At 72.7% G+C, this 21,160-nt stretch carries 14 protein-coding genes; 5 read left to right on the top strand and 9 right to left on the bottom strand.

Annotated elements, in window-relative coordinates:
* Window positions 1–11: 11 nt before the first annotated feature.
* The 3 genes from Aco03nite_RS26275 to Aco03nite_RS26265 all read right to left on the bottom strand — a co-directional run bounded on the left by Aco03nite_RS26275 (window position 12) and on the right by Aco03nite_RS26265 (window position 1,777).
* Complete coding sequence (locus tag Aco03nite_RS26275) at window positions 12–566, bottom strand: TetR/AcrR family transcriptional regulator (RefSeq protein ID WP_203798888.1); 555 nt, start codon at window positions 564–566, stop codon at window positions 12–14.
* A 63-nt stretch (window positions 567–629) separates the two neighbouring features.
* Window positions 630–1,082, bottom strand: coding sequence for a nuclear transport factor 2 family protein (locus Aco03nite_RS26270; RefSeq protein ID WP_203798886.1), 453 nt, complete (start codon window positions 1,080–1,082; stop codon window positions 630–632).
* A gap of 95 nt (window positions 1,083–1,177) precedes the next feature.
* On the bottom strand, window positions 1,178–1,777 hold the full coding sequence (locus Aco03nite_RS26265) for an aminoglycoside phosphotransferase family protein (RefSeq protein WP_203798884.1): 600 nt from the start codon (window positions 1,775–1,777) through the stop codon (window positions 1,178–1,180).
* Between the two features lie 85 nt (window positions 1,778–1,862).
* On the opposite strand from Aco03nite_RS26265, the gene Aco03nite_RS26260 reads away from it, so the two are divergent.
* Window positions 1,863–2,660, top strand: coding sequence for a tetratricopeptide repeat protein (locus Aco03nite_RS26260; RefSeq protein ID WP_239145457.1), 798 nt, complete (start codon window positions 1,863–1,865; stop codon window positions 2,658–2,660).
* 9 nt (window positions 2,661–2,669) lie between these two features.
* Here Aco03nite_RS26260 and Aco03nite_RS26255 read toward each other — a convergent pair whose 3' ends face one another.
* Together Aco03nite_RS26255 and Aco03nite_RS26250 are read right to left on the bottom strand one after the other, a co-directional pair.
* Window positions 2,670–3,662 (bottom strand): glycosyl hydrolase, encoded by a 993-nt coding sequence (locus Aco03nite_RS26255; RefSeq protein WP_203798880.1) that lies wholly within the window; start codon window positions 3,660–3,662, stop codon window positions 2,670–2,672.
* A 196-nt stretch (window positions 3,663–3,858) separates the two neighbouring features.
* Complete coding sequence (locus Aco03nite_RS26250) at window positions 3,859–4,686, bottom strand: LacI family DNA-binding transcriptional regulator (RefSeq protein ID WP_203798877.1); 828 nt, start codon at window positions 4,684–4,686, stop codon at window positions 3,859–3,861.
* Window positions 4,687–4,764: 78 nt separating this feature from the next.
* Here Aco03nite_RS26250 and Aco03nite_RS26245 point away from each other — a divergent pair, with 78 nt between their 5' ends.
* Together Aco03nite_RS26245 and Aco03nite_RS26240 are read left to right on the top strand one after the other, a co-directional pair.
* Entirely contained in the window at window positions 4,765–5,928 is a 1,164-nt protein-coding gene (locus Aco03nite_RS26245) for an ROK family transcriptional regulator (protein WP_203798875.1), read from the top strand.
* Window positions 5,929–6,030: 102 nt separating this feature from the next.
* The gene (locus Aco03nite_RS26240; RefSeq protein ID WP_203798872.1) at window positions 6,031–7,611 is read left to right on the top strand and encodes a protein kinase domain-containing protein; all 1,581 of its coding nucleotides are present in this window, start codon (window positions 6,031–6,033) and stop codon (window positions 7,609–7,611) included.
* A 7-nt stretch (window positions 7,612–7,618) separates the two neighbouring features.
* On the opposite strand, the gene Aco03nite_RS26235 is transcribed toward Aco03nite_RS26240, so the two are convergent.
* Window positions 7,619–10,750: an ATP-binding protein gene (locus Aco03nite_RS26235; RefSeq protein WP_203798870.1), complete on the bottom strand. Its 3,132-nt coding sequence runs from the start codon at window positions 10,748–10,750 to the stop codon at window positions 7,619–7,621.
* Entirely contained in the window at window positions 10,747–12,846 is a 2,100-nt protein-coding gene (locus Aco03nite_RS26230; RefSeq protein ID WP_203798860.1) for an ATP-binding protein, read from the bottom strand. Before Aco03nite_RS26230 ends, Aco03nite_RS26235 begins: the two co-directional genes overlap by 4 nt.
* A gap of 236 nt (window positions 12,847–13,082) precedes the next feature.
* Between Aco03nite_RS26230 and Aco03nite_RS26225 the strand changes: the two genes are divergently transcribed.
* Window positions 13,083–13,445: a hypothetical protein gene (locus Aco03nite_RS26225; RefSeq protein ID WP_203798857.1), complete on the top strand. Its 363-nt coding sequence runs from the start codon at window positions 13,083–13,085 to the stop codon at window positions 13,443–13,445.
* A gap of 89 nt (window positions 13,446–13,534) precedes the next feature.
* On the top strand, window positions 13,535–14,158 hold the full coding sequence (locus Aco03nite_RS26220) for a helix-turn-helix transcriptional regulator (RefSeq protein ID WP_203798855.1): 624 nt from the start codon (window positions 13,535–13,537) through the stop codon (window positions 14,156–14,158).
* 77 nt (window positions 14,159–14,235) lie between these two features.
* Here the strand turns inward: Aco03nite_RS26220 and Aco03nite_RS26215 are convergent, their stop codons facing one another.
* Window positions 14,236–19,050, bottom strand: a complete 4,815-nt coding sequence (locus tag Aco03nite_RS26215; protein WP_203798853.1) for a type I polyketide synthase — start codon at window positions 19,048–19,050, stop codon at window positions 14,236–14,238.
* Window positions 19,051–19,068: 18 nt separating this feature from the next.
* Window positions 19,069–21,150 (bottom strand): aminodeoxychorismate synthase component I, encoded by a 2,082-nt coding sequence (gene pabB, locus Aco03nite_RS26210; protein ID WP_203798851.1) that lies wholly within the window; start codon window positions 21,148–21,150, stop codon window positions 19,069–19,071.
* Window positions 21,151–21,160 lie beyond the last annotated feature (10 nt).

Here is a 21,160-nt window from a genome sequence, read left to right as displayed (position 1 = left end):
TGCGGTGGCGATCAGCCGCGTCCGTCGAGGGTTCGCGCCCAGGGCTCGTCGACGTCGGCCAGGCCGAGGGCCAGCGTGACGTTATCGAGCATGCCGGCGCCGAACCAGTGCCGGACGGCGGCGGCGTCGTGGTCCAAGAGCTCACTGACGAGTGCGACCTGCCGGGCGTAGCATTCCCGCACCGCGTCGGCGATCAGCGGTTCGTCAGTGGCGCAGTTGGCCTGCATGAGGAACCGCATCACGTCCCGGTCCTCGATGAGGGTGCTGTAGGCCGTTCGGACCGAACGCATCGCCAGCTCCGGTTGGCGGGGCGGCCCGCTCCGGTCGGCGCCGGCCGTGGTCAGCGCTTGGGAGATGAGTTCGGAAACATGGTGGACGGCGCCGGCGAACAGCGCCTCCTTGTTGGCGAACAGGCGGTAGACGTAGGGCTGGGAAATCCCGGCCCGTTCGGCGATCTCACCCGTCGTCGTGCCGTACAGACCCTTGCGCGCGAAGCAGGCCACCGCGGCGCCCAGCACCACTCGGCGGCGTTGATCACTCTTCACGCTGGAGCCGGGGGCGGGCATGCCGACCAGTCTTTCACGGCCGGACCGGGGTGGGCGGGGCGCCCACCCCGGTCCGGCCGGGGATCAGTGCGACGTCGGCCACGCCACATCATTGGCGCCACTCGCTGCCTCGTCGGGGGTCATGGCCTCGATGGCCACGAGAGGGTTCCAGTAATCGACGAACCGCTCGACCAGGCCTGCCTCGTCGAGGTGGATCACCGAGATGACCGTCTGGTGGTAGGGCTTGCCGGTGCTGACGGCATTGCCTTCCGAACGGTATTCGGCAACCGCGGTCCGCTGGTCGGTGGTCTCGATGAACTTCACGTCGACGAACTTCAGATCGAAGGTCTGTGGGAAGCCGCGCATGTGTGCGATCAGTGCCTCACGCCCCTGAACCTCGGTCGGCACACCCGCCGGCGCGAAGGGGAACTCGATGCGGCCATCCGTGGCGTACAGGCTGATCCATTCGTCGATCTGACCGGATGACACCAGGCGGAGGTGCTCGGAGAGGGCGTGCTGTGCGGGGGTGGGGTTCATGGCGACTCCTAGGTTAGTGGTTGGCCAATAACTAACCTACCCGGGAAGCTGTTCCGCGACCACCGTGAGTGCGATCACGCAGCCGGGTCACGCCGTCAGCTGGACCGAATGACCTGGTCGAGTCGCTGTTCGAGTCGGCTGCGGGCGAGATCGACGGTGATGTCCACGCCGGAATCACGCCATGGTTGGACCACCTTCACCGGGTCCGGGAGGTAGCCGACGATGTCCATGACGCTCCAGTACCGGAACTGTTCCTCGTCGCTTCGATCGTCAGTGCGGCGGCGGTACGCGTCGGTGAATCCGGCTGATGCCTCGATGCCGTGCACCATGGCCAGATGGGTGGCTGCATGCGCGACATCCAGTCTGGCCGGTCCCCACGATGTCTCGACCCCATCGACCACGCCACTGATGTGCCCCCGCGACCACAGCAGATTGCCCAGGTGGAAGTCGCGGTGCAGGAACGTGCCCGCATACGCTGGTGCGGGCTGATCCAGCAGCTCGAATGCCTTCTCCCAGAGTGCCGACCGCCGCATCCATGGCACGACGACTCGCCTACCCGGCGACGCCCATGACTGGTAGGTCCGGGGTCTGTTCGATCCGGGATCGAAGTGATGGATGTCGGCGAGGGTCTGCGCCAGCACCTCCGGGACGTCCGGTGCGGCAGAGTCCAGGCGGAGGCGCCGCCGGGAAGCCATGACATCAGATGGGCCGGTGCTCCGGGGCGCTGGAATACCGGAACGATCCTGCCATCGATACCTCCTCTACCGTGTGCTGGTGATCATGCGGGACGGGCAGGCGGAGTTCGGCGAACTGGATGAGCTGGCCGGGCTCCTCGACGAACAGGGGCGTACCGGCGAGGCCGAGGCCCTCTGGCGGGCCGCCGTCGCCGGCGGGATGCCGGGGGCGCGTGTGGCGCTCGCCGCACTGCTGTCCGGTGACGATCGGCCGGATGAGGCACTGGCGGAGTACCGGGCCGCGGTCCGGGACGGCGAGAAGCATTCCCGGGACGGGCTCGCCACCCAGTTGACCCGGATGGGCCGTCTCGACGAGGCGATCGGGGAGTACCGGTCGATGATCGCGGACGGCGTCGGCTGCCGCGTCCGGATCTCGCTGGCCGAGCTGTGCACCCGGACCGGACGGTACGACGAGGCGATCGCCGTCTACCGGCAGGCGATCGACCAGGACGGGGCCTCGCCGTGGATGCTCGGCGAGATCTACGAGAAGGGCGGCCGGCTGGACGACGCGATCGGCGCCTACCGGGCCGCCGTCGAAGCCGGTGAGGATCATGCGCGTTTCCGCCTGGCGCGGGCCCTGGCCATGGCCGGCCGTGCGGTGGAGGCCACCGATGAGGTCCGCGGCTGGCCCGGCGACCGGCGGTTTCTGCAGCTGGGCTGGCTGCTCACCGAACAGGGACGGCACGGCGAGCTGGACCGGGAGGCGGCGCGGCTCGAGGCGGAGGACAACGCCTACGCGCTGTGGAACCTGATCCGTGGCTCGCAACGGTCGGCCGAGGGCCATGACGGATGCGAGCCCGGCGGCACCTGTCGTGCCAGGGTGATGCGGGTGCTGCCGCGCTGAGCACCGAACTCACCCGAGGCGGACCTCACCCTGGTTCAGGACTCGGGGATGGAAGTACGCCGCCTGGATCTCGGCGTTGGTGTTGCTGCCGCGCAGCTGTTCGGACCAGATCATGAAGTACGCCCACCGGGGCTGGCCGGTCAGCAGGGCGGCGGTCGGGACCTTGCCCATCTCGGCGATCGCGATCGGCTTGCCCGCCGCGATCGACTGGATCTGCTGGTAGTCCGCCGCCGACGGGTGGCCCTTCCACCAGACGTCCAGGGAGACCACGTCGACATAGTTGCCGCCGGGGTAGTACTGCGCCCAGTTCGCCGTCGGGTGGTCCTGCACGTTCCACACCCAGATCAGGTTGTCCAGGCCCTGGCTGTCGAAGTAGTCGCGCATCTGCTGGTAGATCTTGGCGCCGCCGTTGGCCCCGGGCCGGGCGCCCCACCAGTTCCAGGTCTCGTTCATCTCGTGGAACGGCCGCCACAGCACCGGCACCCCGGCGTCCCTGAGTTGCCGCAGGTAGGGCACGACGGCGGCCATCCGGCTGCGCCAGACCCCGTTGAGGTACGTGCCGCCGGTGACGATCTCCTGGAACTGCGCGTTGCTGATGCCGGTCTTCACGCCGCCGTCGAACTGGCAGGTGGCGCCGCCGGTGGGGGAGCAGGCGTGCCAGGTGAGGGCGACCAGTGAGCCGTTGGCCCATTCGGTCTTCGCCTGGTCGACGACGCGCTGCCGGTCGGCGATGTCGGTGCCGGTGAACATCATGTCGCCGCCCCAGAGACCCGGGTACTGGCCGGTGACGTCGTACACCTGCCGGGTGTATTGACCGGGTTGTGCGGCGGGTTCCTTGTTGTGCTGGCCGGAGACGATCGAGGTGCCGGTGATCGCCCGCAGATAGTTGAGGACGGTGGACTTCGGGGTGGCCGGGAACGCGGCCGCGGCCGGAGCGTTGACACCCGCGCCGAGCAGCACCAGAGCGGCGCCGACGGCCCAGGCGGGACGGGGGATTCGCATGAGGAGAGCATCGACGGCCATCCGCACCCTGTCAACTTTAGATTAATAATTTAACGAAAAAACCGCGGCTTGGGTACGCGGGGACAACGCTCTCCATGGTCGACACACACGAACGGTTCGTGGCCTCCGGACCGCTACGACTCCGGACCGGCCCGCAGAGGTCGCCGACCTGATCCGGCGGTGACGCGACGACGCCTCAGCCGGTGCTGTCGCGGGCCACGAACACCGCGGGCGGCGCCTGGTACACCGCCGGGGGCTCGCCGGCCATCGCGTCGAGCATCGCGCCCGCGGCGATCTCGCCGATCCGGACCACGTCGTGGCTCATCGCGGACAGGGCCGGCACCGCGAGCTGGCACAGTGCGGAGTCGTCCCACGCCACCACCGACACGTCACCCGGCACGGCGATGTCCCGCTCCTTCAGGGTGTCCAGGGCGGCCAGGGCCATCAGGTCGTTGTCGCAGATGATCGCGGTGCACTCCCGGGCGGCCAGCTCGGCGGCGGCGACCTGGGCGGACTGGTAGGAGTAGTCGCCGTCGGCCTGCACCACGGTGACACCCAGCGCCGCGGCCTCCTCGAGCGCGCCCGCGCGGCGCAACTGGGTGTGCAGGAACGACAACGGCCCGCTGAGGTGCCCGATCGTCCGGTGCCCGCGCCCGGCGAGCAGACGGACCGCCTCCCGGGCGTACCCCGCGTCGTCGGTCCACACCGTCGGCAGCCCGGACGCCGTCGACGGGGCGCCCAGCACCACCGCCGGCAGGCCCAGCCGTCCCACCAGCGGAACCCGGTCGTCGTCCGGTGTCAGGTCGACCAGGATCACACCGTCGATGCGCCGGCGCTCGGCCCACCGCTCGTACGCCTGGTTCTCCGCCTCCCGGTCGGTCACGATCTTGACCAGCACCGAGACACCGGCCGGGTTCAGCACGCGCTCCAGCCCCTCGACGAACTCGTGGTAGAACGGCTCCTCGCCGAGCACCCGGGAAGCCCGCTCGAGTACCACGCCCACCCGTCGTTGCGCCTGTGTCACCGGTTCCTCCGCATCCCTGGCACCGAAAGGTACGGTATCGCCTGTCAGCAGGCGGCATGCGAACGGAGACCACAGGTAATGGCACGCCGGGAAACCTCCGTCGCCGGGCCGGGCAGCCGGGCCCTGATCGTGGACGTCATCCGCTCCACCATCTCGATCAGCCGGGTGGAGCTCGCCGAACGCACCGGCCTCACCCAGCCGTCGATCTCCAACATCGTGCGGGACCTGATCGCCGACCGGGTGATCTACGAGACCGGTTCCGCCGACTCGGCCCGCGGCAAGCCCCGCAAACTGCTCGCCATCACCCCGGCCAACCGTTTCGGCATCGGCTTCCACCTCGGCCCGGACACCCTCAACTGCGTCGCGATCGACCTGACCGGCGGTGTCGTCGGCCGTGAGGTCGTCCCGTTCGACGGCGTCGACCTGGCCGCCCGGCTCGCCGAACGGTTCGGTGACTTCGTCGACGACCTCGACCTGCCCCGCGACCGGATCGAGGGCCTGGCGATCGTGGCCGCCACCGCGCGTCCCGGCGCCGAGGCCGACGCCCCGCATTGGGCTGCCGTCCGCGCCGCGCTCGCCGATCGGCTGCGCATTCCGGTGATCGTGGAGAACGACGCGGCCGCCGCCGGGCTGGGCGAGTTCTGGAGTCGCCGGGTGCCCCGGGAGCAGGCGTTCGGCAGCGTCTACCTGTCCACCGGGATCGGCGCGGGACTGGTCTTCGGCGGCGCGTTGTTCCGCGGCGCCAGCTTCGACGCGGGGGAGTTGGGGCACCTGTCCATCGCGTACGACGGAAGGCCCTGTCCGTGTGGCAACAAGGGCTGCGTGGAACGGTACGCGTCGATGGAGGCCACCGTGGACGCAGCCCGTGAAGCCGGTCTGACCGTCGATCAGAAGACCATTTCCAGCGCGTACGACGCGGTGGCGCACGCCGCGGTCGGCGGTGACCCGCGGGCGTACGCCGTGGTGGACCAGGCCGCCGGCTACCTGAGCCTGGCGGTGACCTCGATGGTCAACCTGCTCGACCTGGGCCGGGTGGTGCTGACCGGTCCCGGTGTGGCCGTCGCCGGTTCCATCTACGCCCGCCGGCTGCGCGCGCACCTGGCCCGCACCGCCCACGCCCGGCACCGCCACGAGATCTCCGTCGAACTGTCCGCCCAGCCCCGGGACGCGGCCGGGATCGGCGCGGCGGCCCTGGTCGTCCAGGCATCGATCGCCCCTGGTCACACCGTTCCGGCCACCTGAGAACACTTCACATTTGCAGTCAATAGGTCATTCGGGAGAGACTCCAGCGGCCCCGTGCCGGTGGGGCCGGGCGGTCGCCGTGACCTTGTGGCAGGGAGAGTTGTGGACACCGCGTTCCGGGTGAATCCGTTGTCGGATGCCGATCCCGAGAAGATAGGCGCGTATCAGCTCCTCGGGCGGCTGGGCACCGGCGGCATGGCAGTGGTCTACCTCGCCGAGGACCCGGACGGCACCCCGGTCGCCGTCAAACTGATCCATCCGGCACTCGCCGCCGACGCCGAGTTCAGCGGGCGGTTCCGGGGCGAGGTGGAGCGGGCCCGGCAGGTGCCGTCGTTCTGCACCGCGGAATTCCTCGACGCGGACCTCGACCACGATCCGCCCTACCTGGTGGTGGAGTACGTCGACGGCCCGACCCTGACCGAGGTGGTCGAGGAACGCGGGCCGTTGCGCGGTGGCGCCCTGCACTCGCTGGCGGTCGGGGTCGCCACCGCGCTGACCGGCATCCACGGCGCGGGGGTGATCCACCGGGATCTGAAGCCGGACAACGTGCTGTTGCCTCCCGGCAGCCCCAAGGTGATCGATTTCGGGATCTCCCAGCCGCTCGTGGCGACCAGCCAGTTCACCCGGGCCGACGTGCTGGTCGGCACGGTGGCGTACATGGCGCCGGAGCGGTTCGCCGACGACCGGCGCGACGCCCCGGTCACGCCCGCGGCCGACGTCTTCGCCTGGGCCTGCGTGATCGCCTACGCGGGCACCGGGCGCACCCCGTTCGGAGGCGACTCGCTCCCGGTCACCGTCGCCCGGATCATGAGCCGGCAGCCCGACCTGGACGGTCTGCCCGACCCGTTGCGCGCCATCCTGCGGCTGGCGCTGTCCAAACAGCCGGCCGACCGGCCCACCGCGGCGGACCTGCTGGCCATGCTCGTCGGCGAGATGCCGGTGCCGCAAGGCGCGGAACCGGCCGGGGAGAAACCGGCGCCGGCCCGCGCGCGGTGGCCGATCTTCGTCCCCGCCGGGTTCCTGTCGGCGGCCGGGCTGATCGCCGTCGTCATGGTGGCGAACTACGGCGACACCGTCATCGACGTCCCGCGGGCCGCTCCGCCCGCCTCGGTCGGATCACCGGCCCCGGTGTCCGGCGTGGACGCCGGGCCGAGCCCGAGTGTGATGCCCAGCCCGGGCCGGTCGAGCCGGAGGTCCCAGCCGCCGGCCCCGGTCGAGGTGCCGAGCGCCGGCCCGGCCGTGTCCCGGTCGTCGGCGTCACCGTCCCGGTCCAAGGTCCGGGGCACCGCGAACCCCACCGGGCGCAACCTGGCGCTGGGCCGCCCGGCCACCGCGTCCAGCTCGGAGAGTCCGCCGTTCGTCGCCGACTCCGCGGTCGACGGCAACCCGGAGACCCGATGGAGCAGCACCTTCAGCGACCCGCAATGGCTGAGCGTCGATCTCGGCGGAACGTACCGGATCAGTGAGGTCGAGCTGTGGTGGGAGGTGGCGTACGCCACCGACTACCGGATCGAGGTCTCCCTCGACGGTGTCGACTGGACGACCGTGCGCAGCATCACCGGCGGGACCGGCGGCAACGTGACGGTGCTGATGGGCGGTGTCCCCGGCCGTTTCGTGCGGATGTTCGGCACGAAACGGGCCGTGGAGTACGGCTATTCACTGTTCGAGATGGAGGTCCGCTGACCGCACGTCACGGGGCGGGCGGCGGTTCGACACCGTACTCGGCGAGCCGCCGCAGCAGCCGGCCCTGATCCCACGACGCCCCGAACGTGCCGTACAGCGCGAACGAGTCGGCGCCGGTCCGGGCCGCGTCGTGCGGACGGCGGCTCGCGGCCAGCAGGACGGCGGCGTCCTCCAGCGCCCCGGCCCGCTCCGGGCGGCGGCCGACCCGCTGGTAGTGGGCCGCGGCTGCCAGCGCGGGCGCCGGGTCACCGGTGAGCAGCGCCCGGCAGCGGCCCGACGCCCAGGCCGCCCGGCCCGGCCGGGGGTCGCGCTCCGCCTCCTCGGCGCAGATCGCGGCCGCCCGCCGGGCCACGTCCGGCCGGCCCACCCGCAGCGCGAGCCGGGTCACCCACGGCAGCCACTGGTGGCGTACCACCAGGGGGGCGTTGCCGGGTTCCAGCAGGGAACCGAACAGCAGCAGCGCCTCCTCCGGGCGGCCCCGCTGCTCGGCCACCAGGGAACGGGCGGCGAGCAGGTAGTCGGGGCACTCGCACTCGGCCTCGGTGGCCAGTGCCGCCTCGGCCGCCTCCAGATGGGCGCGGGCCAGGTCGGTGGCGCCGCGGTGCCCGGCGACGAGGGTGGCCACCGCGTGCCGCAGCGGGCCGCCGCCCTCGTCGTGCAGGGAGTCCACCCACCGGCCGTGCCAGTACTGCTGGATCGCCACCGGTGCGGTCAGCACGGTCGACGACTGCAGCCGGTGCCGTGCGGCGAAGCGGGTGGCCTCGCGGACCGACAGTTCCGCCTCGTCCAGCCGGTCCAGGTTGTGCAGGGTGAACATCCGCCGGCCGTACAGGTCGAGGACGAACGTGGGATTGCGGGCCGAACCACGGACCAGTTCCAGAGCACTGTCGACGTACGCCAGGGCCTGCTCGTGGTCGCGGCGGACGGTGGCGGTGAGCCAGCGGGTCTTCCAGGCGATCATCGCCTCGTGCTCCTGCTCGGCGGCCGTGGCCGAGACGGTGGCGGTGCCGGCCCGGTCCGGATCCGGCAGCGGTCCACGGCGGACCCGGGCGAGGTACGACCGGTGCCGCCAGCGCCAGACGTCGGGGGTGTCCGGGTCGGCCAGTCCCTCCTCCAGAACCCGGATCGCGGTGGCCCGGTCACCGTGCTGATCGGCCATCGAGGCCACCAGCTGGCGCAGCCCGGCCCGCTCCTTGACCCGGGTGGCCTGCCGGATCGCCTCCTCGGACTCGGCCAGCGGGAAGCGGCCCCGCCGGAACTCCGCCTTCACGAGCGCGACGGTCAGCGACTGCCGGGTCGCCGGGTCCGGCAGCCCGGAGCCGAGCACCTGCCGGATCAGGTCCGCGGCCACCGCCGGATCGTGCCGGGCGACCTCCTCGTGGTTGCCGGACAGCCAGGTCAGCACCCAGTCGTCCACGATCGGCGCGGCCGCGATCAGCTGGCCGGCGACCAGGGTGGCCTGGCTGCCGGCCCGGGTGAGCACCTCGGCGAGATGCCGGTGCAGCACGGGGCGGACCGCGACCGGGACACCGTCGTAGAGGGCCTGGCGCAACAGGGGCGGATGAAAGGCCAGTTTCCGGCCGTACTCCACGACCACCCCGGCGGTCAGCGCCTCGGCCAGGTGGTCGAGCAGGTCGAGCGACGTGTCGCCGGCCACTGCCATCAGGTCGTCGACGCCGAACGCCGGGCCCAGCAGGGCCGCCGTCCGCAACGCCTCCTGCACCGGCTCGGCGAGCACCTCGACGGTGCCGCGGATCTCGGCCAGCAGCGCACGCGGCGGCTCGATCGAGGCGGCCGGGGGCAGGTCGGCCCGCCCGTCGCGCATCTCGATCACTTCCCGCAGCAACTGGGCGATCGCCAGGCCACGGGCGTAGCGGGGGTTGCCTCCGGACAGCGGCACGATCGTCGCCAGCCGGGGCCCGAGCGGGGCGCCGACGATCTCGGCCAGCAGGGTCTCGAGCACGTCCGCCGGCAGCGGACCGAGCCGGATCACCGGTCCGCGCCGCAGCCGGGCCAGATCCTGGTTGGCGGGCGCGGTACGGGACGCGGTCACCACCAGCAGCGGCAGCCGCGCGGTGAGAGCGACCAGCTGATCGAGCAGCAGGATCTCGCACGCCCCGGTCCACTGGAGGTCGTCGACGATCAGGATCAGCGAGCTCGCCGCCCCGGACTCCCGCAGCTGCCCGAGGATCCTCGTCAACACCGGGACCAGCGCGTCCTCGTCGTTCTCGGATCCGGCGACCCGGACCACCCGGACGCCCGGATCGGCGAACGCGGCGTCCAGCAGCAGACTCTTGCCGCTGCCCGGTTCGCCCTCGATCCACACCGAGCCGCCCCGGCCAACGGTCAGGGCCCCGGCCAGGGTCCGTAGCCGGTCGATCTCCGCGCCGCGCCCGGCCGGAGCAGCGACCGGGACCGGCGCCGGCCGCGGCCCGGCCTGCAGATGTTCGTGCAGTCCGCGCAGCGCGGGCCCCGGATCCACGCCGAGTTCGGCGCGCAACGCCCGCCGGATCCGCTGGAAGACCTGCTCGGCCTCGCCGGCCCGGCCGGCCCGGATCAGCGCCAGCATGAGGACCTCGTGCAGCGGCTCGTGCAGCGGGTGGGTGCCGGTCAGGTCGCCGAGTTCGGCCACCGCGCTGTCGTCGTTCAGCTCGGTCAGGGCCCGGGACCGCTGGACGACGGCGGTCAGCCGCCGTTCGGTGAGCAGGGCCCGTTCCTCCTCCACCCAGTGCCCGTTCAACCCGGCGAACGCCTCGCCCTGCCACAGGCCGAGCGCCCGGTCCAGGAGGCTCACGGCCGCGGGCGCGTCGTTGTGGGCGGCCTGCTCGCAGAGCCTGTCGAACTCGTCCCGGTCCAGTTCACCGGGGTGCACGACGAGCGTGTAGCCGGCCGGCCCGGACACGATCCGGTCGCGGCCGAGGGTACGGCGCAGCCCGGAGACGTACGTGTGGACACTGCCGGCCGCGGTGGTGGGCGGGTTGGCGCCCCAGACGGCCGCGATGATCTCGTCCCGCCCGACCGGCCGCCCGGCGGTGGCGAGCACGGCGAACAGCATCCGCTGCCGGGGCTGGCCGAGCACCAGTTCGGTCTCCCCGCGCCAGGCCCGGACCAGCCCGAGTACCGACATCCGCATCGTCATCCGCACCCCGTCCCGGGGTCGAGCACGTCCGAGCGGGGCAGGTGCGGATGGGTGGGCACGCCCGTGGTCAGCGGCCGCAGCCGGTCGAGCATCTCGCGGACCCGGTGCTGCCACGGATCGGTGATCAGGGGCTCGGCCAGTGCCGCCCGGGCGGCGGCGGTCGCCGCCTCCACGTCGCCGTTGCGCTCGTGGGACATCGCCGCCGTCCACCGCATCTCGCCGGCCAGGTCGGGGTCGGTGGCCCGGGCCGCGACCCAGCCGGCCTCGGCGGCGGCGTCCGCGCCCCGCCACAGGAGCAGGCGGGCCAGCCAGGCGGTGAACTGCAGGCGGTGCTCCGGAGCGAGGGTGCGGACCAGCCGGGCCCGCCGCAGCACCGCCACCGCGAGGTCCGGGTTGCTCTCGGCCAGCCCGGCGATGTGCCGGACCAGCCAGCCGGCGGCCTCGGTGCTGTTCGAGAACTCACCGGCCAGCAGCTGACCGGCCACCACCTCGGGTGGTCCGCCCGCTTCGGCGATGCGCTGGGCGAACCGGCGGTGCAGGGCGATCCGCAGGGCCGGTGGTGAGCTCTCGTGCAGCGCCCGGCCCAGCGCCGGATGGACGAAGGCGATCCGCTCGTCCCCGGCCCGGAGCAGCCCCGCCGTCACCGCCGGTTCCAGACCTTCGCGCACCTCGTACGGGGTGTTGCCGAGGGCGACGGCCAGTACCTCGGCCGGTTGCGGTGACACGCCGAGCGCGCCGGCCGCCCGCAGGAGCCGTCTGGTGTTCTCCGGGAACGCCTCGGTGCACGCCGCGCCCGCGTCGGGCAGGCTCTGCCGGTCCCCGGCGGTCTCGGCGGCGAGACCCGCCAGCAGCCCGGGGTGGCCGTTCGCCTCGGCGAGGATCCGGCGCAGCTCGCCGGTGCCGGGTGACAGCGGTGACCGGGCCCGGACCAGGGCGGCCGCGGCGGTGTCATCCAGCGGCGGCAGGAGGATCACCTCGCCGGCGGGCAGTTCGGGAAGAACCGGCGCGCCGGTACGGGCGGTGGCGATCAGTGTCAGCGGCAGGTGCGCCAGCCGCCCCCAGGCCCACAGGGTGAGCGGATCGGCCAGGTGGATGTCGTCGATCACCAGGGTCAGCGGACCGGTGGCGAGCAGGCCGCCGATGAGTTCGACGACCCCGTCGACGGACTGCGGGACGGCGTGCGGCTCGACGGCTCCGCTCGCTTCGAGGCACTCGGTGAGCAGGCCCATCGGCAGCCGGTGCGACAACCGGTCACCGTCGGCCCAGCCGAGCCGGTGCCCGGGCGGGACGTGGCCGCGCAGCGCCGTGGACAGCACGGTGGACCGGCCGATGCCGGGTGGTCCTTCGATCCGGATGCTCCGGCCCGTCCCGCGTACCGCCAGGCGAAGGTGTTGAATCTCGGTGTCCCGCCCGAAGACGGCCGGCCCGGTGGAGGCGGTGGCCCGGCGACCGCCGCCGAGCAGCCCGGTGAGCAGGGCCTGGACCGAGTCGCGCTCCGGGTTCTCCTCGGACAGGGTGCGCAGTGCCCGCACCGCGTTGTCCGGCCGCCCGGTCTCGGCCAGCAGGACGGCGTGCCGTTCGGCGGTGGCCAGGCGCAGTTCGGTGAGCCGGGTCCGCTGGGCCGCCGCGAACGGGCCGGGCACCCCGTCGAGCGCGTCGCCGTGCCACATCGCCAGTGCCGTCTCGACGGTGGCCAGCTCGGCCGGGACGTTGTTGGTCAGCCGGTGGTGGCGGGCGGTCTCCCGCAACGTCTCGAACCGGGTGACGTCGACGTCGTCCGCGGTGATGTTCAGCCGGTAGGTGCCACCGCCCGAGGTGAGCAGCCGGCCGGCCGACCAGCGGTCCCGGTCCGGTTCCAGCAGCCGGCGCAGGGCCGAGATGTAGGTGTGCACGTTGCCGATCGCGCTGGCCGGCGCCTGATCGCCCCAGATCGCGGCGATCAACTGGTCGCGGGTGACGGCCACGCCCGGGTGCAGGGCGAGCATGCAGAGCACGGCGTTGCGGTGAGCCGAACCGAGGACGAACTCGCTGTCGTCCCGCCACGCCCGCGGTCGGCCCAGCAGCCGTAGTTCGATGCTTCCGCTCGTTGCCGGCATCCCTCGCCTCGTTCTCGTGTGTCGCCCTCCTGACGCCGCGGGTTCTCCGGTGGTCCGGAGACTTGCCAGGAAGGATTACCATTTCTAGACCGTGTGGCCCTGGATTGCCACCAAACATGATCTTTATCGTTCACGGGCGTGGTCGCTTGACGTCATAGGGCAGACCCGGTGGTCACCAGAGGCAGGAAATCGGCGAGCACGTTCCCGGTCCGCCGGATGTCAGGTGAACTGGGCGGATGCCTGACGAGTCGTGGAGTCCCTTCGCCGGAGACCTGTTCCTCACGCTCGCCCGGCGGGGCTGCCTGACCGTCGAACCCGCCCGTGCGCAGGAGATCCTGGCCGGGCTGGAGAAGACCCTGTCGGTGGTCCGGGCCCGGCACGAGATCCTGTGCCGGCGGCAACCGTCCGGGCCGCGGGCCGACGAGCTGCCCGAGGAGCCGGCCGGCGCGGTGACCGACGCGGTCTTCGTCGAGCAGGTGGCGCCCGGGCTGACCGAGAAGGCGCTGGCCGAACTCCCCAAATACATCGAGTCGATCCGCCGTGCGGCCGAACCTTCACGAACGCCTTCCGTTTCTGAAGAACGTCGAGAGATTTCCTGAAGATCGCCTCCAGACACTGGCAACGACACGGGGGTGGTGTCGGAACCGGGCGGATCGTCCCGATCCGTGGATGTCGGAGGTACGAAGACGTGGAGCAGGTTCGGGTGGTCGTGGAAGCACCGGACCCGGTCAGTCGCGCCGGATTGGTGACGCTGCTGGAGGCCACACCGGAGATCGAGGTGCTCCCGGCCGGGACGGCCGGTGGCGCGAACGTGATGCTGGTCTGCGGTGAGCAGGTCACGCCGGAGGTGTGGACCCTGCTGCGCCGGTCGGCGGCGGCCGATGGTCCGCCGGTGGTACTGGTCGTCGACGGCATCACCGAGGGTGAGTTGCTGACCGCTGTGGAGTACCGGGTGGCGACGATCCTGCCGCGCGGCGCGGTCACCGCGGAACGACTCGGTCACGGGGTGCTGGCGACCGCGGCCGGTGGCGGCGTGATGCCACCCGCCATGGTCGGTGAGCTGCTCAAACACATCGAGCGGGTGCAGCGCGAGGTGCTGACGCCGCAGGGCCTCAACCCGTCGGGCCTGACGCCCCGCGAGGTCGACGTGCTCCGGCTGATGGCCGACGGGATGGACACCCAGGAGATCGCCGCCGAGCTCTGTTACTCGGAGCGCACGGTCAAGAACGTCATTCACGGGATCACCGGCCGTCTCCACTTGCGTAACCGTTCGCACGCGGTCGCCTACGCGCTGCGCGCGGGCATGATCTGAACCCCTCCACCCATGATCGGCCTCCGGCCCGACACCCGCTCGCGGCATCGCGAGCGGGTGTCGTCGTCGGTGCCCCGTCAGGATTCGTCCAGCAGGCGGAACAGCTCGTCGTCGCTGGCCTCGTCCAGGCTCGGGCGGCCGCCCGCCAGAGCGCGAAGCCGCCGGGACGCGGTGGTGTCCAGGGACACGCCGTCGGCGAGCATCCGCTCCAGACGGGTGATCAGACTGTCCACCGACGTCTCCGCCGCGGGCACCAGGGATTTGCGGAGGAACCGGACGACCGCGTTCGGGGTCGGGTGGTCGTAGACCAGGGTGGCCGGCATGGTCACCCCGGTCCGGGTCATCAGGCGGTTGCGCAACTCGATCGCGTTGACCGAGGTGACACCCAGCTCGATGAGCGGGCGGGCCGGGTCGACGGCGCCGACCGGACCGCCGCCGAGCACCGCGGCGAGCTCGCCGGACACGATCGAGAGCAGCTTGTCGTCCTGCTCCAGGTCGTCGAGCCCGTCCAGCCCGGTGAGCAGTTCGGCCGGCGGGGGCATCAGCAACGGCGCGGACGGGGTGGCCGACACCCAGTACGGCTGGTGCTGGAACGCGTACGTGGGCAGCGGCACCGGCTGCGCGCCGGGCAGCACCGCGGCCCAGTCGATCGGCACCCCGGCGCCGTGCAGGTGGCCGACCGCCTCCAGCAGGGCGGTGTCCTCGTCCCGGTCCCGGCGGCCGGCCGGAACGGCGGTCCCGGCGCCGACCATCGGGGTGAGCACGGCATCCGGGCCCACCTCCAGGAACGTGCCGATCCGGTCCGCGGCGAGGGTGGTGACCACGTCGGCGAACCGGACCGTGTCCCGGACGTGGCGCACCCAGTAGTCCGGGCCGGTCTCGGTGACCGCCGTGCCGGTGGTGTCGGAGATCCAGGGCACCGTCGGCGCGTGGTGGGTCAGCCCGGCGATCGCGGCGCGGAACTCGTCCAGCATCGGGTCCATCAGCGCGGAGTGGAAGGCGTGGCTGACATCGAGCCGCTTGGTCCGCGCGAAGCCGGCGGCCACGGCGGTCACCGCGTCCTGGGGACCGGACAGCACGACGGCGTCGGCGGCGTTCACCGCGGCCAGCGACACCCCCTCGGTGAGCGGGACGTCGGCGGCCGCGGCCTGGACCGCGATCATCGCGCCACCGGCCGGCAGCGCCTCCATCAGCCGGGCCCGGGCGGCCACCAGCGTGCACGCGTCCGGCAGGGACAGCACCCCGGCGACGTGCGCGGCGGCGACCCCACCGATCGAATGGCCGGCGACCGCGTCCGGGCGGACGCCCCACGACTCCAGGAGCCGGTACTGGGCCACCTCGAACGCGAAGATCGCCCGCTGCGCGTTCCCGGTCCGGTCCAGATCGTCCCAGCCGATGTCGCCGAGAAGGGCGCACGCCTGCTCGAAGGCCGCCGCGAACACCGGGTACCGGGCGGCGAGCGCACGTCCCATCCCGGCGCGCTGCGAACCCTGCCCGGAGAAGAGCACGGCCAGCCCGCCGTCGCCGGTCCGCCGGGTCACCGGGAGCGCGCCGAGCTGGTCGGCGCCGCTGACCACGGCCTGGTAGTCGTGCACGGCCCGGGAAGTGGCCAGCGAGAACGCCACGTCGGCGGGTTCCGCGGGAACCGCCGCCAGATGTGCCGCCAGCCGCCGGCCCTGTTCGTGCAGGGCCGCCTCGCTGCGGGCGGAGAGGAACCAGGGCCCGGATCCCGTCCCGGCGGTCCGCGGCGCGGGCATGGGAACGGCGACGTCCTCCAGGATCACGTGGGCGTTGGTGCCGCTGATCCCGAACGACGAGACCGCGGCCCGGCGCCGTTCGGTGGCCGGCCACGGCCGGGGCTCGCCGAGCAGCCGCGCCGTGCCGCGGGACCAGTCGACCTGGGTGGTCGGGCGGTCCACGTGCAGGGTGCGGGGCAGCACACCGTGCCGCATGGCCTGCACCGCCTTGATCACCCCGGCCACGCCGGCCGCCGCCTGGGTGTGGCCCAGGTTGGACTTCACCGAGCCGAGCCACACCGGACGGTCCGCGGTACGCGCCTCGCCGTAGGTGGCCAGGATCGCCTGCGCCTCGATCGGGTCGCCCAGCGCGGTGCCGGTGCCGTGCGCCTCGATCAGGTCCACGTCGGCGGCCGACAGACCGGCGTTGGCCAGCGCCTGCCGGATCACCCGCCGCTGGGCCGGGCCGTTCGGGGCGGTCATGCCGTTGGACGCGCCGTCGGAGTTGACCGCGGAGCCGCGGACCACGGCGAGCACCGGGTGCCCGTGGCGCCGGGCGTCGTCCAGGCGTTCCAGCAGCAGCACCCCGGCGCCCTCGGACCAGGCCGCGCCGTCGGCGCCGTCGCCGAACGACTTGCACCGCCCGTCCGGGGCCAGCCCGCGCAGCCGGGAGAACTCCACGAACGAGTCCGGGGTGGCCATCACCGCGGCGCCACCGGCCAGGGCCAGCGACGACTCGCCGGACCGCAGCGACTGGCAGGCCAGGTGCAGCGCCACCAGCGACGACGAGCAGGCGGTGTCCACCGTCAGGGCCGGGCCGTGCAGGCCGAAGTGGTAGGCGATCCGGCCGGACAGGGCGCTGGCGGCCCGCCCGACGGCGAGCAGACCCTCCAGCTCGCCGGCCGGGCCGGTGGCGTAGTCGGCGTACATGGACCCGGTGAACACGCCGGTACGGGAACCGCGCACCGCCGAGGGGTTGATCCCGGCCCGTTCGAAGGCCTCCCACGCGGCCTCCAGCATCAGCCGGTGCTGCGGGTCGGTGGCCAGGGCCTCCCGGTCGGACAGGCCGAAGAACCCGGCGTCGAAACCGGACGCGCCGGACAGGAAACCACCCTGCCGGGCGTACGTCGTCCCGGGGTTGTCCGGGTCGTCGTGGAACAGCGTCTCCAGGTCCCAGCCACGGTCGGCCGGGAAATCGGTGATCGCGTCCACACCGTCGGTGACCAGTTCCCACAGCCGTTCCGGGGAATCGGCGCCACCGGGCAGCCGGCAGGCCATGCCGATGATCGCGATCGGCTCGTCCTGGCCGGCCGCCGGCGTCTCGTCCGGCTCGTCGGTGGTGTGCCCGGTCAGGTGCCGGGCGACCGCGAGCGGGGTCGGGTGGTCGAAGGCCAGAGTGGCCGGCAGGGTCAGGCCGGTCGCCTCGGCGATGGCGTTGCGCAGCCGGATCGTGCCGACCGAGTCCAGGCCGTGATCGCGGAAGGCGCCGCCGGGACCGATGCCGGCGTCCCCGCCGATCCGGCCCACGCAGACCCGGACCAGGTCCAGCGCGTCCTGAAGGCTGCCGGCGTACCGGGCCGGGCCGGTCGTGCGCCGGCGCAGCATGTCCTCCAGCGCCCGCCGGTGCATCTTGCCGGCCGGGGTCTTGGGCAGCTCGGGCAGGTGGACGAGGTCCAGCGGGATCCCGTACTCGGCCAGGCCCAGCCCGCGCAGGAAGCCGGTGACCGCGGTGAGGTCGATCCGGTCCCGGACCGCCTCGGTGACGACCAGGCAGGGGAACTCGCCGAGCCGCGGGTCGGCCTGCCCGACGACCGCCAGCGGGCCGATGCCGGGCATGTCGGCCAGCAGGCCCTGCACCTCGACGGCGTTCACCTTCCGCCCGCCGACGTTGATGATCTCGGCCGCGCGGCCGTGGAAGACGAGCCGGCCGTCGGCCTCCAGCGCGGCGGTGTCACCGGTGCGCAGCCAGCCGTCGCCGGTGATCGCCTCGGCGGTCACCTCGCGATCACCGTGGTAGCCGCGGAACATGCTCGCCGCCCGGTACTGCAGCTCACCCGGCACACCGGCGGCGACCGGGTTCCCGTCCTCGTCCCGGATACGGACCTGGGAACCGGGACCGGGACGGCCGATGGTGGTGGCCGCGACGACACCGTCGTCGTCGACCAGGGTGCGGGTGCCGGTGCCCAGCTCGGACATGCCCCAGACGACCACCACCGAGGTGTCCAGCGCCGACCGGAGCTGGTCGGCGGCCGCCGCCGGGAGCACACCGCCCGCGGTCCGCACCTCGCGCGGCGCGAAACCGGCCGGCTCGCCGGTCCGGGCCGACCAGCCGATGACGTCGTAGATCTGCGGCGGCACCAGGAACACCATGCCCGGCTGCGCCTCGCGGCCGACGACCAGGAACCGTTCGGTGTCCCAGGCGCTGAGGATGGTCTGCCGGCAGGCGGCCATCAGCGCCATGTGGATCGACTGGAGACCGAACAGGTGGGTCAGCGGGCAGGCGGTGACGATGCCGGCCCGCAGCGAGTCGAGGGCCTCCTCGGTGATGTACGAGATGTTGGACAGCAGCCCGTCGTGGTGGTGCACGCAGATCTTCGGGCGCTGCGAGGTGGTGCCGGACGACGGCAGCAGCAGCATCGGCAAATCGGGCCGCACCTGCACCGGGCGGGGCCGGTGCCCACGCCAGCGGTCCGCGGTGGCGTGCCACACGTCCGGGGTCAGCACGGTGCGCAGCGACGGGGTCTCGGCGAGCAACTCCGCCGCCGCGCCGGCGTCCGCGGTCACCAGCACGACCGGATCGGCGCGGTGCAGCAGGGCGAGCACGTCCCGCCGGCCGATGCCGTTGTGCAACGGCAGCATCACCGCACCGATCTCGCCGACGGCCAGGTGCGTGGTCTGGTACTCGACACTGTTCGGCAGCTGCACGGCGACCACGTCACCGGGCCCGACGCCTGCCTCCTGCAGGCCCCGGGCCACCGCGTCCACCTCGGTGCGCCACTGCTCCCAGGTGAAGGAGCGGTCCCCGTCCACGATCGCCACGGCCGGCCCGCCGGCGGCCACCGCGCGGGCGAACACTGCGGGCAGCGTGAGACCACGCTGGAACGAGGTCAGATCGTCGGCCGGTATGAGCTGGTAGTCCGCGGCGGTGATCGCCATGGGGGTCTCCCGAGGGGGTCAGGCTTGCGCGTTCTGGCGTTCCGGGAACTCCGCGCCGAGCAGGGTGAGCAGGGGGCGCGCCTTGACGGCGGTCTCCTCGTACTCGGCCGCCGGGTCGGACAGCGCGATGATCGCGCCACCGACGCCGTACCGCAGTCGGCCGTTGTTGAGCACCACCGTGCGGATCACGATGCTGAGGTCGGCGCCTCCGGTCAGGGAGAAGTAGCCGATCGCGCCGGAGTAGAGGCCCCGCGGCCCGGCCTCCAGCCGGTCGATGATCCCCATCGTGCGGATCTTCGGCGCCCCGGTCATCGAGCCGCCGGGGAAGGCACAGCGCACGCCGGTGACCGGGCTGTGGTCCGCGGCCAGCTGCGCCCGGACGGTGCTCACCAGCTGGTGCACGGTGGCGTACGTCTCGACGTCGAAGACCTTGTCCGCGTGCACCGAGCCGACCTCGGCGCAGCGGCCCAGGTCGTGCCGGACCAGGTCGACGATCATCAGGTTCTCGGCGCGGTCCTTCTCGTTGTTGGCCAGGTCGTCGACGAGCTGCAGGTCCTCCTGCGGGGTCCGGCCGCGCGGGCGGGTGCCCTTGATCGGCTTGGACTCCATGCCGCCGTGCCTGTCGATCTGCAGGAACCGCTCGGGCGAGGTGCTCAGCACGCAGACGTCACCGAAGCCGAGGAACGCGGCGAACGGGGCGGGGGAGAAGCGGCGCAGGAACCGGTACGCCTGCCACGGGTCGACGTCGGTGTCCGCCTCGATCATGTTGGTCAGGCAGACCTCGTACGTCTCGCCGCTGCGGATCTCCTCCAGACAGTCGTCGATCAGGCCCAGGTACTGCTGTCGGTCGTGCCGCAGCCGCAGCTCGCTGGTCCGCGCGGCGGGCGGGGTGTCACAGGGGGACGGCTCCCGGCCGGTCAGCGTCTTCAGGGTGGCGGTGGTGGCGGCCAGCCAGTCCCGCGCCCCGGCGTCGTCGCCGTCCTCGGCGAGGGCGAGCAGGTAGGTGCAGCGGGTGCGGTGGTCCAGCACGATCGCCCGGTCGGCGAAGACCATCACCGCGTCCGGCTCGGGTGAGGAGTGCGTACCGTCGCCGTCGCTCTCGGCCTTCAGTTCGTAGCCGAGCGCGCCGACCCAGCCGAGGGCGAACTCGAACGGCAGGAACGGGACCGTGGTGTCCAGCGAGCGCAGGTCGGCGTCGAGCCAGTCCAGGAACTCGCCGGACCACACCTCGGTGGTGTTGCGGGCGGCGACGGTGACGGTGCCGGCCGTGACGTCGGCGGTGGCGATCCGGGCCAGCGGGCCGGACGCGTTGCCCATCACCGAGACCTCGCCGGGCCCGCCGGTCCGGCTGCTGTCCAGCCAGTACGGGTGCCGGCCGCCACGGAACAGGGTGTCGAAGGCGACCTCGGCGTCCCAGCGGGTGTCCATCGCCTCGACGAGCACCCGGAGCTTGCGCGCCGGTTGCGGCGCCTCGTCGCGGACGGCGGCGGGCGTGGTGATCGCCACGACCGGCCGGGCCGGGCGGTGCTGTGCGCTGAGCTTGCCGAAGTTGGCCAGCAGCTGGTGCCCGCCGACGGTGCCGATCGACTCCGGGTGGAACTGCACACCCCACAACGGCAGGCTGCGGTGCCTGAGCGCCATCACCAGGCCGTCCTCGGTCCACGCCGTGGCCGCCAGGTCACCGGTGAGCTCGGAGACCGCCAGCGAGTGGTACCGGACCACTTCGAGGGGGGACGGCAGGCCCTCGAACAGTTCGGTGCCGTCGTGCCGGATCAGCGAGGTGCGGCCGTGCCGGGGTTCCGGGGCCCGGCCCACCCGCGCGCCGTGGGCCAGGCCGATGCCCTGGTGCCCGAGGCAGACCCCGAGCACCGGCAGGGATCCCTCGGCGGCGATCGCCGCGCACAGCCCGAAATCGGCGGGCCGGTGCGGGGTGCCGGGGCCGGGGGAGAGGACCACGTTGTCGAACTCGGCGAGACGCTCGGGGCGCCAGTCCGGGTCGTCGTTGCGGATCACCTCGGGCTGCTGCCCGTTCACCTCGGCGAGATAATGGAACAGGTTGTACGTGAACGAGTCGTAGTTGTCGACCAGCAGTGTGCGCATGTGCGAGTCC

Origin of the sequence: Actinoplanes couchii, assembly GCF_016862075.1 — a bacterium.
Taxonomy (GTDB): domain Bacteria; phylum Actinomycetota; class Actinomycetes; order Mycobacteriales; family Micromonosporaceae; genus Actinoplanes; species Actinoplanes couchii.
Note: the sequence above shows the minus strand (reverse complement) of the source record. Positions and strands in the feature narration are given on the sequence as shown.

Excerpts from the sequence above, each read along its gene's own strand:
- Aco03nite_RS26265 (WP_203798884.1), bottom strand. The coding sequence starts at position 1,777 with ATGGCTTCCCGGCGGCGCCTCCGCCTGGACTCTGCCGCACCGGACGTC.
- Aco03nite_RS26245 (WP_203798875.1), top strand. The coding sequence starts at position 4,765 with ATGGCACGCCGGGAAACCTCCGTCGCCGGGCCGGGCAGCCGGGCCCTG.
- Aco03nite_RS26270 (WP_203798886.1), bottom strand. The coding sequence starts at position 1,082 with ATGAACCCCACCCCCGCACAGCACGCCCTCTCCGAGCACCTCCGCCTG.
- Aco03nite_RS26260 (WP_239145457.1), top strand. The coding sequence starts at position 1,863 with ATGCGGGACGGGCAGGCGGAGTTCGGCGAACTGGATGAGCTGGCCGGG.
- Aco03nite_RS26225 (WP_203798857.1), top strand. The coding sequence starts at position 13,083 with ATGCCTGACGAGTCGTGGAGTCCCTTCGCCGGAGACCTGTTCCTCACG.
- Aco03nite_RS26215 (WP_203798853.1), bottom strand. The coding sequence starts at position 19,050 with ATGGCGATCACCGCCGCGGACTACCAGCTCATACCGGCCGACGATCTG.
- Aco03nite_RS26255 (WP_203798880.1), bottom strand. The coding sequence starts at position 3,662 with ATGCGAATCCCCCGTCCCGCCTGGGCCGTCGGCGCCGCTCTGGTGCTG.
- pabB (WP_203798851.1), bottom strand. The coding sequence starts at position 21,150 with ATGCGCACACTGCTGGTCGACAACTACGACTCGTTCACGTACAACCTG.
- Aco03nite_RS26235 (WP_203798870.1), bottom strand. The coding sequence starts at position 10,750 with ATGACGATGCGGATGTCGGTACTCGGGCTGGTCCGGGCCTGGCGCGGG.
- Aco03nite_RS26275 (WP_203798888.1), bottom strand. The coding sequence starts at position 566 with ATGCCCGCCCCCGGCTCCAGCGTGAAGAGTGATCAACGCCGCCGAGTG.
- Aco03nite_RS26230 (WP_203798860.1), bottom strand. The coding sequence starts at position 12,846 with ATGCCGGCAACGAGCGGAAGCATCGAACTACGGCTGCTGGGCCGACCG.